Source organism: Methyloradius palustris, assembly GCF_019703875.1.
GTDB lineage: Bacteria > Pseudomonadota > Gammaproteobacteria > Burkholderiales > Methylophilaceae > Methyloradius > Methyloradius palustris.
Map to the genome: position 1 here is coordinate 1,510,570 of NZ_AP024110.1, position 17,207 is coordinate 1,527,776.

Here is a 17,207-nt window from a genome sequence, read left to right on the forward strand (position 1 = left end):
ATTCTTTAAATCGAATGTTAATTGGTTAATATACCATGCCGCGCAAGACTTTTGGCCTTAAGCAAGCATCCTGAAAGCACCATGAACAGCAAATCCGCGGACATTTTACAAGCCAATGATCCTCAATTGGAATGGAAAGAGCAGCAGCCTTTTTCTGGTCGGTATGGCGATGTCTATTTTTCCAGCGACAGCGGGCTGGATGAGAGCCGTTATGTATTTCTCACGCAGAACCATTTGCAGGAGCGCTGGCCAAGATTAAATGACGAAGTATTTACCATTGCTGAAACAGGGTTTGGCACAGGACTTAATTTTTTGTGTGCCTGGCAGCTATGGAATGAGATTGCGCCAGCAGGGGCAAGTCTGTATTTCATTAGCTTTGAAAAATATCCCATCGCCTTACCAGACCTGAAAAAAGCGCTAGCCCTCTGGCCGCAACTACAGACATTGAGCAAGGAGTTATGCCAACAATACCAATGGATAACGCCGGGCTGGCACAGGCTGATATTTGATAATGGCCGCGTCACGCTGACTTTAATCATCGGGGATATCGCGGATACCCTGCCTTTAGTTAAAGCCAAGGTAGATGCCTGGTTTCTTGATGGCTTTGCGCCTGCTAAAAACCCAGAGATGTGGCAACCCGTTATATTTGAGCAGATGGCGCGGCTATCCGCACAGAGCAGCACGTTTGCGACTTTCACCAGCGCAGGAATAGTAAAGCGCGGCTTATTGGATGCTAGTTTCAATGTAAACAAGATTTCGGGCTATGGCCGAAAACGTGAAATGCTGGCTGGTGTAATGCCGAATCACTCTGGCAACTCAAACAGGCCGAAGGCAAGCGGACAGCATGCAATCGTGATCGGTGCAGGTATTGCTGGCGCTGCAAGCGCTTATGCATTGGCCAATCGCGGCTGGCAAGTGATCTTGATAGACCGACATTCAGAGATAGCGCAAGAGGCTTCTGGTAACCCAGTAGGCATCATCTACCCACGCCTCACAGGGCAAGATACGGCCATGCATAAGCTGGCATTAGCTGGCTACCTGCATACCATCAGGTTAATACAATCACTAAATCTGAGCGCCAATGACTTTAATGCTTGTGGTGTGCTGCAACTGGCATTCGATGCCCAGGAGCTCAAGCGCTGTCTAGCCGTAGCGGCCCGCAATCTGCCCGAAACCATCGCACGTTATGTTGATGATATACAGGCAAGTGAATTGGCTGGCACTGCATTATCCCAACCCGGGCTATTTTTCCCCGCAGCTGGTTGGGTAAACCCTGTGGCTTTATGCAAAGCACTGACTAACAACAAATTGATTCACAAAGTTTTAAATTGCGACATTCAAGCAATTAAAAAAATAGATGGTAGATGGCAAGTATGGTCTGGCAATCAACATGGCGAGCAATTAGAAGCTGAAGCACCTGTATTGATTCTAGCCAATTCAAATGAGGCAGATCAATTCGGCATAAGCTCCAACTTAAGCTTACAGGCAGTGCGTGGCCAAATCTCTTTATTACCCCATCAAGCTGGAGCAAAAGACATCAAAACGGTCATTTGTACTGATGGCTACGTCAGCCCTTCCGCCAATGGTCAAAATGCGCTCGGGGCAACATTCAGCCCAAATGATATTGCGCTTGATGTACGCGAGACAGATCATTTGGCCAATCTCAACATGCTCAAGAAAATGGCACCACAGTTCTACCAAGATGCACAGACTGAAATACTATCTATCAGTGGCCGCGCTGCGTTACGCGCTGCAACTATCGACTACTTGCCGATGGCAGGGCCATTACTCGATCATGATGCCCTCACAAAACATCCGCCAAGATACAACGTCAATGCCTCAAGCCTGCCCTGGTTAGAAGGTGTTTATGTCAACGCAGGCCACGGCTCTAAAGGCCTGACTCACGCTTCCATCTGCGCAGAAATGATTGCTGCTAGCATATGCGGTGAACCTGCTCCCGTGGATTCAAAACTATTGGCTGCCCTAGATCCTAACCGTTTTCTTTTGCGCAAAATGGGGCTGAAAGCGTTGGTGCAAGGTTTGGCGGCATACCCGCCTCTGCATTAAACTATAGGCTATGAATCAAACCCCATTAAGTGTTCAAGCACAGTACCAAAATGCCCTACGTTTACATCAGACTGGCCAGTTAGCCAAAGCTGAGGTTTTGTATCGTGAGCTGCTTAATACTCAACCAACACATCCTGATACGCTGCACTTGTTAGGTGTGCTTTGCCATCAAACGGCACGGCATATTGAAGCAGTTGAGAAAATTGGGACAGCTCTGCAACTTGTGCCGAATAATCCAGGCTACCTGAATAATTACGGCTTGGCACTGCGCGCTGCTGGCCGCTTGGACGAGGCCGTTCAGTGTTATCAACGTGCGTTGCAAATATCGCCAGATGATCCAGACTTACTCACCAATTTAGGCAATCTGAATGTCTCGCTCAATCGATTTGATGAGGCGATTGGATGCTATCGCCGCATATTAAAATACTACCCGCAAGATGCAGATACCCGAGAAACGCTATGCTATGCCCTTAGCAAAGCAGGTATCCAACAACAACTAGCTGGCCTCTACGCAAAAGCTGAAGCTAGCTACCTTGAGGCTTGCAAGCTAAAACCGAGCGATGCCGCGCTGCACTACAACTTAGGCAATGCACAACGTGAGTTGGGCAAACCTAAAGAAGCTGAATCTAGCTATAGAAAAGCGCTGAAACACTCTCCCGATGATGCTGATATTCATAATAATTTGGGCAACGTATTGCGCGAACTAGGTCAACTAGATGCCGCAATTGCGAGTTACCAGACAGCATTCAGCCTTAACCCAACGCTATACCACGCCAAAGTGCATCTAGTGCATCAAAAGCAACACATCTGCGACTGGCAAGGGCTGGACGATGACATCAAACAAATTCGCCACTGGGTAAACATCCAGCCTACCGCGCAAATATCACCATTTGCTTTTCTCTCCATGCCAGGTAGCACGCCAGGCGAGCAAAAGTTATGTGCTGATCAATGGGCTGCAAATCGCCTCACACCTATGCTTAAGCTCAAAGAGTCACTGAATTTCAAGCATACCCATACGGGTGACAAACTACGTATAGGCTACCTCTCAGCAGACTTTCGCCTGCACCCATTGGCCTCGCTCATTAGCGAAATGATTGAATTACATGATAAGCAAGCTATTGAAAGCTTCGCCTATTCTTACGGCGTTAATGACAACAGTGCTGAGCGCCAGCGCCTCATCAAAGCCTTCGACCATTTTGTAGATATCCGCACACTCTCACAGCAAGCGGCAGCTGAAAAAATACATGCAGACCAGATTGATATCCTCATTGATCTTACAGGCTTTACCCAGAGCAGCCGCACCAGTCTTGTAGCATTACGCCCTGCCCCAATCAACGTCAGCTGGCTCGGCTTTCCTGGCAGCATGGGTAGCTTGGCAGGTGTGCCGCTGTTTGATTACTTGATCAGCGATGGCTTTATTACGCCACCTAATGCATCCGCGAGCTACGCTGAAAAACTTGCTCTATTGCCGAGTTGCTACCAGGCAAATGATAGCAAACGCCCTGTCGCGCAAACACCTACACGCCAACAAGTTGGGCTACCTGCAGATGCTTTTGTATTCTGCTGTTTTAACCAGAGCTTCAAGATTTTGCCTGAGATATTTGATGTGTGGATGCGGTTGCTACAGAAAGTGCCTGATAGTGTGCTGTGGTTGCTCGAATGTAATCCGCTAGCCAAGGCCAACTTGAAACGCGAAGCAACAGCGCGTGGAGTGAAAGCAGAACGGCTAGTGTTTGCGCCACGCATTCCTATGGCTCAACATCTGGCACGCCATTCACTGGCGGATTTGTTTTTGGATACCCTGCCCTACAATGCACATACTACGGCCAGCGATGCGCTGTGGATGGGCTTGCCAGTATTGACTTGTGTAGGCGAATCTTTTGCCTCTAGAGTGGCTGGCAGCTTGCTGCATGCGGCTGATCTGACAGAGTTAGTAACTAAGAGTCTGAATGAATACGAAGAAAAAGCGTTAATGCTAGCCACCAACCCTGATCAATTGGGTGTTATCAAGAAAAAACTGGGGATAAAAAACAGGGAATTAGGGCTGTTCAATACCGCGAAATTCACGCGCGATATTGAACAGCTTTATCAAGATATATGGCAAAACTACAGCCAGCAATAATACTTACTGCCTGCCACTACCAGGAATCGCGCTACTCAACATCGCCATCGCTGCGATACTTATATCAGCCACCAGGATTGATTCCAAACCACCCATCTGATTCAAGATTGGCAGTGATACCGTTAAGCAAAAGTCTTCAGTAGCAGTAGAAAGATAAATACTGGAGATATACGGTTCCATGCTTTCATTAACTGCACTGTAATAAGCCTGTGCGCTGCGATCTACGCCTGCACCGCCGGCCTTGATCTTGCCGTACATATTCGGGTTAATCCAGTTTGGGTAACGCTGTATGCCGTTTGAATAGAGCTCGAAGACTACCTCAAAGAATGGGTAGTCGGTAAAGCAGCTATCCATGCAGTGCGCATCTTCTGAACGACGATATTTGAGTAATGACTTAAGTGCCTCGAGTGCACGAGCTTGCCAGTCGGAGTGAATGTCCTGCTCTGGCAATACCAGTTTTGGCGTGTCGGCCTCAACCACCACAATACTGCCTATCGTCGATTTACCTATTTTCTTCAGGTAAGCAGCACGTTCAGCAGCGGCAACGCTGTTTGAAAGCCCGCCTTGGCTACCATTGACTACTGCGATTGAAATACTGGCAACAGGGTGTTCAAGACCATCTTCCGTTGTAAAGAATCCACGCTCAAGATCGGCCGCATCATACAAATGGCTGGCGAGATCTTGAAAATGGTTAATCACATCCAGTAATCTGGCTTCAAGCTTTGGATCACTATGGTCAAGAATCAGCACGAAATCATCGCCGCCGATGTGGCCGACCAGAATGCCCGTACCGCCTTGAAATTCTTGCCTGACAATTTCAGATAGCAGGCGAATCATGGCATCACCACGAATGAAACCATATCGATCGTTGTAAGCCTTGAAATGATCAAGGTCGATATAAACCAGCTCAGTATCAGGATTATTACGGATACTGATATCGAGCGACTGCCTTAATGTTGGGCCAGTAGTGAGTTGTGTCAGCGGATGCAGGCTACCAGTACTCATTTTGCGGCTGATCAGTTGAGCCATGATTTCCAGCGGCTGCAAGATACCGATATAAACACCATCATCTGACACCATGATCCAGGGTTCTGCATCGCCGCGCTCAAGATACAGCCCGCGTGCCAATAATGACGATGGCGTGCGTTGGTTAATCATTTTGGGTAACGCTTCACAATAAGCGCCTAGAGAGCTCTGTTTTTGCGAAAACACCTTGCCGCGGCGCAGCAGCCCGATTGGGCGTAAATTATCGAGCACCACGGCAATTTCAGTATCTGTATTTTCGATGAAAATCTCTCGTGCCACATGCACAGGCGTGTTGACCTCAATGGTCAAACCGCGCGTGACAAATTCAGCAATACGGAACTCATCTGGAATATGCGAACGATGCGATTCATCACGTTTAGGTAGATCTGCAACGGCGGAAGATGGCCTGCTTTGTGGCTTGGCAAAATAATAACCTTGCGCATACACCAGCCCTAAATCCTGGCAATAGTTAATATCCTCAACCCGCTCCAGGCCTTCTGCCACGACTGTGCAGCCTAAACGCTGCGCCATGGAGATAATGGCTTCAAGCAATACTGTACGCACCCTGCTGCCTTGGGCCTCATGCACAATCGTTCTATCGATCTTAATAAAATCAGCACGCACCGCGGCAAGGGTACGTAAGCCATTAAAGCCAGAACCCATATCATCAAGCGCAATACGCAAGCCATGCGCACGGATGGCATCACAAAAGCGTGCCAGTAATTCAGGTGACACCTTTTCGCTCTCTACAACTTCGATGACGACATCCCGTTTTTCAATGCCATATTTGGAAAGTGCCTCAAGTATCGGGCCAAGCCAATCTTTATTCATGATGGTCTGGGGCAATACATTGATGAAAATAGGAACGCCAGGCGCGATAGATTTTGCTTTACCTGCCAAGGCTAATTGCTGGCAGGCAATATCAAGTTCTTCACTGCGCTTGAGTTGGCCTGCTAACTTAAATGACTCTTCGCCATTCAGCAGGTTGCCATCTGGGTCTTCAATGCGGCATAAGGCCTCGTAGCCAAATATTTTACCATTCTGGGTGAAATCGACGATCGGTTGGAAGAACATTTTCACATGCGATTGCAGGTCGTCTAACAGCCAAGCATGCCTGCGACGCGCATAAAAAGTACCGAATGGCATAATGCCAGCCATGATTGCAGCTGGCTCAGCTGCGCTAGCATCAGCCGCTACCATGACAAAAGATTCTGCCAAAAGCTGTTCAGGCAATGCGCCCGACAATTGATCTAAGGTTTGAATGAGTGATTTTTCGTCATTAAAGTCGAAAGTGAAAACAGATTTTTCATTGTTTTGAGCAAACTTGATATTCAGTCCATCAAGGGCTGATGTCTGGTCAATGGTATGTAGGTATAGCTTCATAAATGGCCTTATTTATAGTGCTTTATTTGTATTATATTAAATGATGCAAGGCTCATGCCATGGCTGCTAACTTAATCATTACAACATATTAAACACGTAGCGCATTATTTTAGTGCAATCTCTTTCCACGGCAAGCCATTCTGAGCACTATTTCAAGGCATATTCACAAGCCCTCAGTCTTGATTTGTATCATTAAGAGATTGATTTTACTCAATCATCATTGTGTGAATGATTGTGGTAAAGTTTGCATAAATAATCAGGGAATAAAAATATGGCTGCGATAGACATCACCCCCGTACTCAAATTTATGGTGGAGAAAAATGGTTCTGACCTGTTTTTTAGTACAGGCGCTGCCATCCACATTGATATTGAGGGTAAAACACTCGCAGTCAATAACCAAGTGATGAGCGCTGGCATGGTTAAGGAAATCGCCTATGCGCTGATGAGCCCTGCACAAATACAGGAGTTTGAAACCACGCTAGAAATGAATTTTGCCTACAGCGTGGCTGATATTGATGAAGCGCGCTTTCGCGTGAATATCTTCCGCCAGCGTGGTGATGTGGCGATGGTTATTCGCTGTATCAAGGCCATCATTCCATCCTTTGAAACACTTGGCCTGCCCAATATTCTTAAAGACTTAATTTCACGTCAGCGCGGGCTTATTCTGGTGGTAGGCTCTACTGGGTCGGGTAAGTCAACCACACTCGCCTCGATGATTGATCATCGCAACGAAACGACCACAGGGCATATTCTTACGCTTGAGGACCCGATTGAGTTCATCCACAAACATAAAAAATCTATCGTGGATCAACGTGAAATCGGTATCGACACTCACTCTTTTGATAATGGCCTGAAGAATGCCATGCGCCAATCACCTGATGTGATTCTGATTGGAGAAATCCGTGATATGGAGAGCATGAAACATGCAATGACATACTCGGAAACGGGGCATTTATGCCTTGCCACATTGCACGCCAACAATGCCAACCAGGCGATTGAACGCATCATTTCGTTCTTCCCGCCTGAAGGTAAAGCAGGTTTATTGCTGGGCTTGTCTATGAACCTCATCTCGGTCGTATCGCAAAGGCTGGTCGTGGGCATACACCCAAAACGCGCGGCGGCGGTTGAAGTGCTGATCAACACCCCTTACATTTCAGAATTAATACTCAAACAAAAATTAGATGAAATCAAAGAAGTAATGGCAGACAGCAATGACATTGGCATGTGTACGTTTGACCAGTCGCTGTTCAGGTTATTCAGCAACGGTAAGATCACTGAAGAAAGTGCGCTGGCTGCCGCTGATTCACGTAATGATCTATCACTCAAAATGAGGTTTGCTGCAGAAGGGGCAAAAGGTGGTGGCTTCGGTGCATAGAAGTCAGTAGCACTTGGAGGTAAGTAGCAGAAGTATCGCGGTTTTCAACAATATCAATAAGGGGGCTTTAAAATGACATTCGGGGAATCAATCAAGACTTGTTTTGGCAAATACGCTGACTTTACAGGGCGTGCATCACGTTCTGAGATTTGGTGGTTTATCTTATTTACTTGTTTAGTCAATCTAGCACTATCGAGGGTCAGTCCAATAGTAGGCATGATATTCGGTCTAGCCGTATTTTTGCCATCTATCGCTGCTGGGGCAAGGCGATTACACGATACTAATCGCACTGGTTGGTGGCAGTTGCTGTACATACTCCCAATAATAGGCGTGATTATCGTCATTGTATTTTTAGTGCTGGAAGGCGAAACCACTGACAATCAATACGGCGAACCGCCGATTATTGATTACAGCTAGCATTAGCAAAAACGCGGTAATAAAAACGGGGCGCTAAGCCCCGTTTTTATTTGGCATTCTCTAATCTGGCTGCATACAAAGCCGCTGCCACAATAAATCCTCCGCCTATCCATTCATGTACCGCCATCTTCTCGCCAGCTAGATAATACGAAGCAATCGCCGCCACCACTAACTCAAACAGGAATATCACCGATGCCCGAGTCACAGGGATGTGCGTAATGCCATATTGCACAAGCAAGGTAGCTGCCATCAATAGCAGTGCAATACATATCATTACAAGCCAATTCAGCAGGCTAAAGAATCCAGGGCTCGGAAAAGATAATGGTTGAAACGGCATAAATGCCAGCGCCATAAAAATCACGCCCAGCCACACCGCCATTGATTTTGCAGGAATACTCAAATTGGTAGATTTACGCGTAATGACATTGGTCAGCGCAAAGCCTATACCAGATGACAGCGCCATCCATTCCGCAGTGTTATTGGGCAAAGGCAATGCGCCAGGCTGCCAGAGCATGATGAATGCGCCAGTCAGTGAAACGGCAATCACCGTAACTGCCTTAATATCGGCACGTTCTTTAAGCCAAAAATGCGCGAGAATCAAAGTCCATAAAGGTGATAGATAGAACAACAACATCACCCGCATCACCTCGCCATCAATCACGGCCAACACGTAGCTGAGATTGGTCCAGCCAGCAACAACCGCCAATAGCAGAATGATTTTTGGTTGCTTGAAGACATACGGCCATTGACGCGCGAAAATCACACAGCCAATCGCTACTGCAATCAAGTAAGTATAAAAACTTGATGCGACACCCGAGACCCCAGCCTCTTGCATCAATCGGTATGGATACCAGATGATGCCCCAGCAAATCGCGCCAAAAAGCAGGCCAAAAATGGCTATTCCTTGCTTGTTACTCTTCACAACAATCATCTTTCTCAATGGGCACTCAAAACGTGCATCGTTATATCACAAAGGCTAAAAATTGGCTTGAATAAAGGCTTGCTGACATTGGTTGATTGCCATGGCTTGATTTATAATTCAGGCATGAACGAGAACCTAGATAAGCTACAGCCCTACCCCTTCCAGCGCTTGCGCGATCTGTTTCATGGCATCACGCCAAATCAGCAGTTGAAGCCCATTAATCTCTCAATTGGCGAGCCTAAGCATGAGACACCGTCACTCATTAAAAATGCGCTAGTTGACCACTTATCTGGCTTATCAACTTACCCTACAACCGCAGGCATTCCTGAGTTAAGGCAGACCATCGCAGCCTGGATTGCACGGCGCTACCAAATACATGCCCCAGATGCTGAAAAAGCCATCATTCCCGTCAATGGTAGTCGTGAAGCCTTGTTTGCTTTTGCACAGGCGTTGATCAACCCAACTTGCCCGCAAACACCGATTGTGATTTGCCCCAACCCGTTCTACCAGATTTATGAAGGTGCAGCTTTTCTAGCAGGTGCTGAGCCTTATTTCCTTAACACATTGCCTGAAAATAACCATGCAATGGATTTTGCCAGCGTGCCAGAAAGCATCTGGCTGCGTACTCAACTGGTCTATGTCTGTTCGCCAGGCAATCCGTCTGGCAAGGTCATGAGCTTGGAACAATGGAAAGAGCTATTCACGCTATCTGACCAATATGGCTTCACCATTGCAGCAGACGAGTGCTACTCAGAAATCTATTTTGAAGAAAAGCTGCCGCCACTAGGCGCACTGCAAGCCGCACGCATGCTGGGTCGCGACTTCACACGGCTGGTAGTGTTCAGTTCACTTTCCAAGCGCTCAAACGTTCCAGGCATGCGCTCAGGCTTTGTAGCGGGCGATAGCAAGATACTGGAGAAATTCCTCATTTACCGCACCTATCATGGCTGCGCGATGAGCCCAGCGATTCAACATGCCAGCATTGCAGCGTGGAATGATGAAGCGCATGTAGTAGAAAATCGCAGGCTATATGCCGAGAAATTTCAGCGCGTATTGCCCATGCTGCAAGATGTGCTCAATGTGCAGAGGCCAGATGCCGCGTTTTACCTGTGGGCAAGAACACCGATTTCAGACAGGGAATATGCCATTAAACTCTACCGTGATTTAAACATCACCGTGCTACCTGGCAGTTATCTGGCGCGCGATGCGCATGGCACAAATCCAGGCAAGAATTTTATTCGCATGGCACTCGTCGCGCCGCTTGAGGAATGTATCGAGGCGGCAAAGCGTATTAATAATTACGTGCTGGATTAGCGCTATTAATATCTAAACTAATTAATTAGATATTAACCACAATCGGTTGTTTTATATAAAATTAGGTAATTATATACTTGACTGTACAAGAAAGCACTCATCTAGTAAAATACTAACCATTATTATTTAACACGCAATAGTGGTTAGTATGTTCCAGCAATTTGATTCTCTATTAGATTTAGTTACTACATTTTCAGATGAAAAGAAATGTGTAAATCACTTCAGGTTAGTAAGATGGCCTACAGGTGTTAGTTGTCCCCATTGTGGTTCTACTAAAGTCTATACACTCAATAATGGGACGCATAAATGTGCTGAACCATTATGTAATGAAAGATTTAGCGTTAGGTACGATACTATTTTTGAAGATAGTAAAATTAGTCTGCAAAAATGGTTCATGGCAATATACCTAGTAACTAGTCATAAGAAAGGTATCTCCAGTTGCCAGTTAGCAAGAGATATTAAAGTTACTCAGAAAACAGCCTGGTACATGTTGCACCGTATCCGTACTGCAATAGCAGTAGATTATCCTACTAAGCTTAGTGGCACTGTAGAAATTGATGAGACATATGTAGGTGGCAAAGAAAGATTTAAACACCGTAGTAAGCGTACTAAAGGTTCACAGGGCTATGGTTCTGCTAATTCCAAGGTAGTAGTACTGGGGATGGTTGAACGCGAAGGTAAGTTAAGGTTTGATACTATCAAGGCAGCTACTACTGAACATATCAAGCCAATTGTTGAAGCTAATGTATGTACTACTGCTAAAGTGAATACTGATGAAGGTAAGCAGTATAATTGGATGGATACTAACTATGATCGATCGTTAGTAAATCATGGTGTAGGTGAATATGTGAGTGGTATTAACTACACCAATACGATTGAAGGTGTATTTGGACACTTGAAACGATCCATAATCGGCGTGTACCATCAGACTAGCAGGAAACATATAAAGCGTTACTTGGATATGTTTGCATGGCGTTGGAACTTGAAGAACGTACCTGAAGGCCAGCGCGTAAATGAATTATTGAAAGCTACTGTAGGGCGTAGGTTAACTTACAAAGCTTTGATCAGCAGTGAGGTATCGTATGGAAAATAAAAAAGAACTACAGATTGATTTTAATGAGGCTTTACGGCGAATAGCCAATACTCCCAAAGCGGTAGTTTCTGAGGAGGCCTTGAAATTGACCGAAAAACAGAAGTATAATAAAAAAGAGGCAACTAAAAAGCTGCCTCTACCCGCTAAAAGCGGTGACTAAAATATTATAAGTAAGCGAAACTTTTGATACGCCTGCTCAGGGCATTGATACATATTAACCTCCTTTCTCTTGCTTGCTGCTTGGATTGGAAATAGAAAGCCTCAGGTGATTGCGTCACTTGGGGCTTTCGCCTTTTATAGCCAGTCTTTAATAAGCCTTTTACGTTGTGCAGGTTTGTAATACTGGCCAACTCCACGCTTCTGCAATTTTCCTGCTTTTACTAATTCTGACAGCACGGTATTAATTGTTGCTTTGGTTGTATTCACTTCTTCTGGTAAATCATCAAAAACATCTGATACTGTAAGAGTTGAACCATCGTCAAAAATATTCATTACATGAACACGGATTGGCGTCTTCTTAGCTGGCTTAGGCTCAGATTGATTATCTGAATCTGTTTCCTGTAACACTTCGATTGCAATAAGCACCTTTTCATACTTAGCATTTAAGTCTCTAAGCTGCTCACGAATATGCCGCAGTTTATTTTCATAAATTGCTTTAATCTTTTCCAGATTTTCAATTGAAGATGAAGTACCCATGAGAATTATTTTATACTAAATATTTAGTATATGTCTAGTCCATTTTTATTAGATAGTAGACTAATTACCTATCTTATCAGTATCACCCATTGGCTTTCTATTAACTCCATTAGTACCAGCATACGTTTGGTTAGTAGTTTTCTTAGTTTGACTACTAGCTAGCTTCACACCTGGAATGCTATTAAGTTCATCGTAAGCCATAGCTACTAAGTAATCATCTACTAGTTCTGCACCTTGTAACTGGAAATGTGCGTACACAACTTTCATTTGTCCACCACATACTTTAACCAAGTTATCTACTATGTTCTGCTGATCACGCATTCCATTAGCTAGAAATGCTTCAGCAGTAGTATGCATACAATACCTAGCCTTAATATCTGCCCTATTTAGCATTTCAGCTTGTACGTTCTCATCCCTGTTGTATTGCAAATCTTCGGCATAAACATAGTTACTAGCTAGTAATAAAGTTAGTAACGCATAGTGGATTTTCATCTTAGTAACCCTTCCAGACTTAATTAAAGTAAATACAACTATATTAGTTGTATTTCATCTTTAAAAGTCCTTCTAGTCAACACTCAAATAGTCAACTATCCAAGGGATTGGAAGACGTAAATGAACACACTAGAAGAAGCTGCTTTAGCTAAAAAGATAGGTCAGATAATTTCTACTAAGAGAGAAAAGCTAGGAATGACGCAGGGGCAACTGGCAGAGAAGCTAAACATTGGGTATGAAGCAGTATCACGTATTGAACGTGGAAAAATAATACCTAGCGTTACTAAGTTGTATGACCTGGCTAGTATCTTTAATTGTAAAGTCAGTGACTTCCTAGACGCAGCAAGTCATAGGTCAACTGATCAAGCTGAATACATTGCTGGCTTACTTAGTAACTTGTCTGAAGCAGACAGGAAAATGATAGTGGAAGTAGTAGAGACTATAGCAAGTAGGTTAACTAATTAAGTTAGTAAGGGGAGTTACTAATGAGGATAACTATTAAAACATCCATCAAGGATTTCTACACTGATCTTAAAAATCAGAATATAGAAGGACTGACTGTAAAAGCTGTAACCAAGGATTCTTTAGCGGATATTCCAACGCCATATGTTACTTTTATAGTGATTGTGGCCGCTGGAGTGACTTTAGAGTTATTTAAGGTATGGCTTAACAAGAAACTCAAGACTGAAGTTAAAGAGCATACCGTGATAAATGGCAATCAAGTAAACATAGAAAATCTTAATATCACTGTTATTGATAATTATCTGGTGGGTGACCATCATGACGAGGATGGTCAGTCCAAGACTGATTAAATTGTAGGTATCTTTTTTCATTTTATAAATTCCTCAGTATAGATAACTCATATATACAGAAAACAATGAGGAATTTATAAAATGCTAGTGAAACTCTCTTTAACCGACTTACTGATTAGTCAGTACAGTCAAGTATATAATTACCTAAAATTATTAATTGAATCTAATACGACTTCATTCATTGCTGGATTCAGGCAATCCACCTCAACAATATCATCCATACCGCGCAACCATGTCAATTGACGCTTGGCCAATTGGCGCGTTGCGGCAATGCCCTTCTCCCTGAATTCAGTCTTATCCACCTTACCATCCAGAAACTCCAGCGCTTGGCGATAGCCCACACAACGCATGGCTGGCGATTCATGGCTTAAGTCTGGGTATTGTTTGCGCAATCGCTGTACTTCATCCAGAAAACCCTGCGCCAGCATGGCGTCAAAACGGTCTGCTATGCGCTGATGCAATACAGCGCGATCACTCGGCACCAACGCCAGCTTGAGCAGGCGATATGGCAAAGCCGTCTGCTCAGTCTCTTTATACAAGGCCGACATCGGCTTACCGCTTAACTCAAACACCTCCAGAGCGCGCTGTATGCGCTGCGCATCAGTCGTTTTAAGACGCGCGGCGGTTTCTGGGTCAACTTGCGCCAACTTCTCGTGCATCGCAGGCCAGCCTATTGCTAAAGCCTCTTCATCAAGGCGCTGACGCACTTCTTGGTTAGCTTCTGGCAATTGGCTCAACCCACTTTGCAAGGCATTGAAATACAACATGGTACCGCCCACCAAAAGTGGTATCTTGCCGCGTGACGTAATGTCAGCCATCAATGCCAATGCGTCTTTTCTGAAATGGGCTGCGGAGTATGTATCGGTGGGATCGATGAGATCAATCAGATGATGCGGCGCTTTTGCCAGCGTTGCTGCATCTGGCTTTGCTGTACCGATGTCCATGCCTTTATAGACCAGTGCAGAATCAACGCTGATGAGTTCAATTGACAAGTGTTGTAACAGCTCGACAGCAAGGCCTGTTTTGCCACTGGCGGTTGGGCCCATGAGAAAAATTGCTGGTTTAAATTGACTCATACAAGAAGCGAGTTAATATCCTCTAGATGCAATATAACGATCTATTGTTATATTTTGTTTGCCAGTAAGACTCTGAAAGTTTGTAACTACCCGATCAATTATTTGGCTAGCTGAATCTCTTGTAATTGAAATGCTCTCGCCATCTTTGAAGTGTTTTAAATGATTTCGGTAATAATTAGCATCATCTATTATTTCTTTTTTAGCCCACTTTTCGCCCATTGTTTTACCAATAAACAATACGGTATCGGCATAGTTATCTAATTCACTTTTTTTACCTTGCCTATTTAAGAGCTCACGAATCAGCTCATCACTGGCTCCAGCTAGAGTAATAGCAGAAATATAATCACCTTCATCAAGATATAGCCTTGCAGCTTGCTCAAGTTGATGCTCAGCTATCTCTAATTTTGAATAAAAAGGTATTTGATCGACATCTAAATCTAAAGTGTATGTATATTTTTCCAAGTTACTTACCCCTCATAAACATCTTGTCCAAATCGCTCATGCTGACTTGAAACCAAGTCGGGCGGCCATGATTGCATTGGCCTGAGCGTTCGGTGGCTTCCATGTCACGGAGTAACGCGTTCATCTCGGGGATGGTCAGGTTGCGATTGGCGCGCACGGCGGCGTGGCAGGCCATGGTGCCTAGCATTTCGTTACGGCGCTCGGTGAGTGCGCGGCTGGCACCGTATTCTCGTAAATCTTTCAATACGTCACGGGCGAGGGCTACAGCGTCAGCATCTTGTAGCATCACTGGGACGGCGCGGACCGCGAGCGTAGTGGGTGACAAAATTGCCAGATCAAAACCTAGTTGGGCTAAACCGCTGCCCTGCTCGCTTGATTGTTGCTCTTGTACTGTAGCGACTTCCAGCCTGTCTGCATTGAAGCTAACAGGCAGCAACAGAGGTTGCATGGGTACAAAGCTGGTATCAAGCGCAGCCTTGAGTTTTTCATACATGATACGCTCGTGTGCGGCGTGCATATCAACGACGACTAGGCCCAGACTGTTTTGCGCGAGCACATACACGCCATGAATCTGGGCGACGGCAAAGCCTAGCGGGAAATCCTGGGAATCGTAATTTGGCGAAAAAGGAGCATCGCTGGGAGCCTCATGGATATTGCCTCCCAGAGCATTGGCATTTTGCGCGCTATTGCCTTGCAAGCCAGCATTGCCGAATAGCGTTTGGTAAAAATTGGGAGCTTCGTTAGCACGCAAGTCAATCTGCGACTGAAACGTGGGGTAACTGGCGGCATTGCCAAAGGTTGGACTAAATGGATTCGTTGGCGCCTGACTTGCTGTGACCAGGTTTGAAGCGCCTGTGGGCGTTGCCAATGCCTTGTGCAACGCGTGGAAAACAAAGCGATGTACTGCCTGACCATCCCTGAAACGCACTTCTGTTTTAGATGGATGCACATTGACATCCACCAGGCTGGTATCCAGCTCGAGAAACAGCACAAACGCTGGGTGACGGTCATGATGCAACACATCTTGGTAAGCCTGACGAATAGCGTGCGAAATCAGCTTATCGCGGACGAAACGGCCATTCACATACACATATTGCGTATCGCGCGCATTGCGCGAGAATGTAGGCTTGGCGGCCATGCCCCACAGGCGCAAGCCAGCGGCAGATTCATCTAGAGCGAATGATTCAGCAGAAAACTCTGCGCCAAGTATCTCGCCAAAACGCTTTTGCGGATCTGCGATGTTTAAACGCGCGAGCGCCCTGCCATTATGCTGCAACATGAAAGCCACATCTGGCCGTGACAGCGCTACGCGGCGGAATGCCTCTTCGCAATGGCCAAACTCGGTGCCTTCTGTTTTGAGGAATTTACGGCGGGCGGGTGTGTTGAAATACAAATCATGCACTTCAACTATTGTGCCGATACCTAGTGCAGCAGGCTCGATTGCTGATATGGCGCTACCTTCAGACTCAATGCGCCATGCATGGTGGTCATCTTGATAGCGGCTGATGATTTGGGTGCGGGAGACAGAAGCAATACTGGCCAGTGCCTCGCCACGAAAACCTAGGCTGGCGACGGCCTCGAGATCATCCAGCGTAGCGATTTTACTGGTGGCATGGCGGGTTAATGCGAGAGCGAGGTCATCTTTAGCGACACCAGTGCCGTTATCCGCCACGCGCAATTGTTTGACCCCGCCATTGAGCAAGGTCACAGTAATGTCAGTGCTACCAGCATCTAGGCTGTTTTCTAGCAACTCCTTGAGCGCGGAGGCTGGGCGCTCAACGACCTCGCCAGCGGCGATCTGGCTAATGAGTTGATCGGGGAGTAAACGGATTGCGGGCATGCGAATAATCTAGGTAAAAGTGGCTGTTAAGCCATTTTACCTGCACTGACTTGATAGTTGTTACAACAATCAATGCTAGAGAAATACTGATTTATGCATTTTCGTCATTC

At 45.7% G+C, this 17,207-nt stretch carries 16 protein-coding genes; 9 read left to right on the forward strand and 7 right to left on the reverse strand.

What is annotated here, in order from left to right; all coding sequences use genetic code 11:
- The first annotated feature begins 81 nt into the window (after window positions 1-81).
- Both mnmC and ZMTM_RS07350 read left to right on the forward strand, forming a co-directional pair.
- On the forward strand, window positions 82-2,067 hold the full coding sequence (mnmC, locus tag ZMTM_RS07345) for a bifunctional tRNA (5-methylaminomethyl-2-thiouridine)(34)-methyltransferase MnmD/FAD-dependent 5-carboxymethylaminomethyl-2-thiouridine(34) oxidoreductase MnmC (RefSeq protein WP_221763270.1): 1,986 nt from the start codon (window positions 82-84) through the stop codon (window positions 2,065-2,067).
- A gap of 10 nt (window positions 2,068-2,077) precedes the next feature.
- The gene (locus ZMTM_RS07350; RefSeq protein WP_221763271.1) at window positions 2,078-4,189 is read left to right on the forward strand and encodes an O-linked N-acetylglucosamine transferase, SPINDLY family protein; all 2,112 of its coding nucleotides are present in this window, start codon (window positions 2,078-2,080) and stop codon (window positions 4,187-4,189) included.
- A gap of 3 nt (window positions 4,190-4,192) precedes the next feature.
- On the opposite strand, the gene ZMTM_RS07355 is transcribed toward ZMTM_RS07350, so the two are convergent.
- Complete coding sequence (locus ZMTM_RS07355; protein WP_221763272.1) at window positions 4,193-6,598, reverse strand: EAL domain-containing protein; 2,406 nt, start codon at window positions 6,596-6,598, stop codon at window positions 4,193-4,195.
- Window positions 6,599-6,869: 271 nt separating this feature from the next.
- Here ZMTM_RS07355 and ZMTM_RS07360 point away from each other — a divergent pair, with 271 nt between their 5' ends.
- Together ZMTM_RS07360 and ZMTM_RS07365 are read left to right on the forward strand one after the other, a co-directional pair.
- Complete coding sequence (locus ZMTM_RS07360) at window positions 6,870-7,973, forward strand: PilT/PilU family type 4a pilus ATPase (RefSeq protein WP_221763273.1); 1,104 nt, start codon at window positions 6,870-6,872, stop codon at window positions 7,971-7,973.
- A 72-nt stretch (window positions 7,974-8,045) separates the two neighbouring features.
- A complete protein-coding gene (locus ZMTM_RS07365; RefSeq protein ID WP_221763274.1) occupies window positions 8,046-8,390 on the forward strand; it encodes a DUF805 domain-containing protein in 345 nt (114 codons plus the stop codon).
- 46 nt (window positions 8,391-8,436) lie between these two features.
- Here ZMTM_RS07365 and ZMTM_RS07370 read toward each other — a convergent pair whose 3' ends face one another.
- Window positions 8,437-9,321 carry a DMT family transporter gene (locus ZMTM_RS07370; protein ID WP_221763275.1) on the reverse strand — a complete coding sequence of 295 codons (885 nt, stop codon included), beginning with the start codon at window positions 9,319-9,321 and terminating at the stop codon, window positions 8,437-8,439.
- 114 nt (window positions 9,322-9,435) lie between these two features.
- Between ZMTM_RS07370 and dapC the strand changes: the two genes are divergently transcribed.
- The 3 genes from dapC (at window position 9,436) to ZMTM_RS07385 (ending at window position 11,879) form a co-directional block, all read left to right on the forward strand.
- A complete protein-coding gene (dapC, locus tag ZMTM_RS07375; protein ID WP_221765630.1) occupies window positions 9,436-10,626 on the forward strand; it encodes a succinyldiaminopimelate transaminase in 1,191 nt (396 codons plus the stop codon).
- A 148-nt stretch (window positions 10,627-10,774) separates the two neighbouring features.
- Window positions 10,775-11,719: an IS1595 family transposase gene (locus ZMTM_RS07380; RefSeq protein ID WP_221763276.1), complete on the forward strand. Its 945-nt coding sequence runs from the start codon at window positions 10,775-10,777 to the stop codon at window positions 11,717-11,719.
- Window positions 11,709-11,879, forward strand: coding sequence for a hypothetical protein (locus tag ZMTM_RS07385; RefSeq protein WP_221763277.1), 171 nt, complete (start codon window positions 11,709-11,711; stop codon window positions 11,877-11,879). Before ZMTM_RS07380 ends, ZMTM_RS07385 begins: the two co-directional genes overlap by 11 nt.
- Before the next feature lie 134 nt (window positions 11,880-12,013).
- On the opposite strand, the gene ZMTM_RS07390 is transcribed toward ZMTM_RS07385, so the two are convergent.
- Window positions 12,014-12,415 (reverse strand): BlaI/MecI/CopY family transcriptional regulator, encoded by a 402-nt coding sequence (locus ZMTM_RS07390; protein WP_221763278.1) that lies wholly within the window; start codon window positions 12,413-12,415, stop codon window positions 12,014-12,016.
- Between the two features lie 60 nt (window positions 12,416-12,475).
- Window positions 12,476-12,907, reverse strand: coding sequence for a hypothetical protein (locus ZMTM_RS07395; protein WP_221763279.1), 432 nt, complete (start codon window positions 12,905-12,907; stop codon window positions 12,476-12,478).
- A gap of 120 nt (window positions 12,908-13,027) precedes the next feature.
- Here ZMTM_RS07395 and ZMTM_RS07400 point away from each other — a divergent pair, with 120 nt between their 5' ends.
- Window positions 13,028-13,372: a helix-turn-helix domain-containing protein gene (locus ZMTM_RS07400; RefSeq protein ID WP_221763280.1), complete on the forward strand. Its 345-nt coding sequence runs from the start codon at window positions 13,028-13,030 to the stop codon at window positions 13,370-13,372.
- 20 nt (window positions 13,373-13,392) lie between these two features.
- A complete protein-coding gene (locus ZMTM_RS07405) occupies window positions 13,393-13,719 on the forward strand; it encodes a hypothetical protein (protein ID WP_221763281.1) in 327 nt (108 codons plus the stop codon).
- A gap of 140 nt (window positions 13,720-13,859) precedes the next feature.
- Here the strand turns inward: ZMTM_RS07405 and miaA are convergent, their stop codons facing one another.
- The 3 genes from miaA to mutL are packed head-to-tail and all read right to left on the reverse strand — an operon-like array spanning window position 13,860 to window position 17,097.
- Window positions 13,860-14,795 carry a tRNA (adenosine(37)-N6)-dimethylallyltransferase MiaA gene (gene miaA / locus ZMTM_RS07410; RefSeq protein WP_221763282.1) on the reverse strand — a complete coding sequence of 312 codons (936 nt, stop codon included), beginning with the start codon at window positions 14,793-14,795 and terminating at the stop codon, window positions 13,860-13,862.
- Between the two features lie 12 nt (window positions 14,796-14,807).
- Entirely contained in the window at window positions 14,808-15,257 is a 450-nt protein-coding gene (locus ZMTM_RS07415) for a hypothetical protein (RefSeq protein WP_221763283.1), read from the reverse strand.
- Window position 15,258: 1 nt separating this feature from the next.
- A complete protein-coding gene (gene mutL, locus ZMTM_RS07420; protein ID WP_221763284.1) occupies window positions 15,259-17,097 on the reverse strand; it encodes a DNA mismatch repair endonuclease MutL in 1,839 nt (612 codons plus the stop codon).
- Window positions 17,098-17,207: the final 110 nt, after the last annotated feature.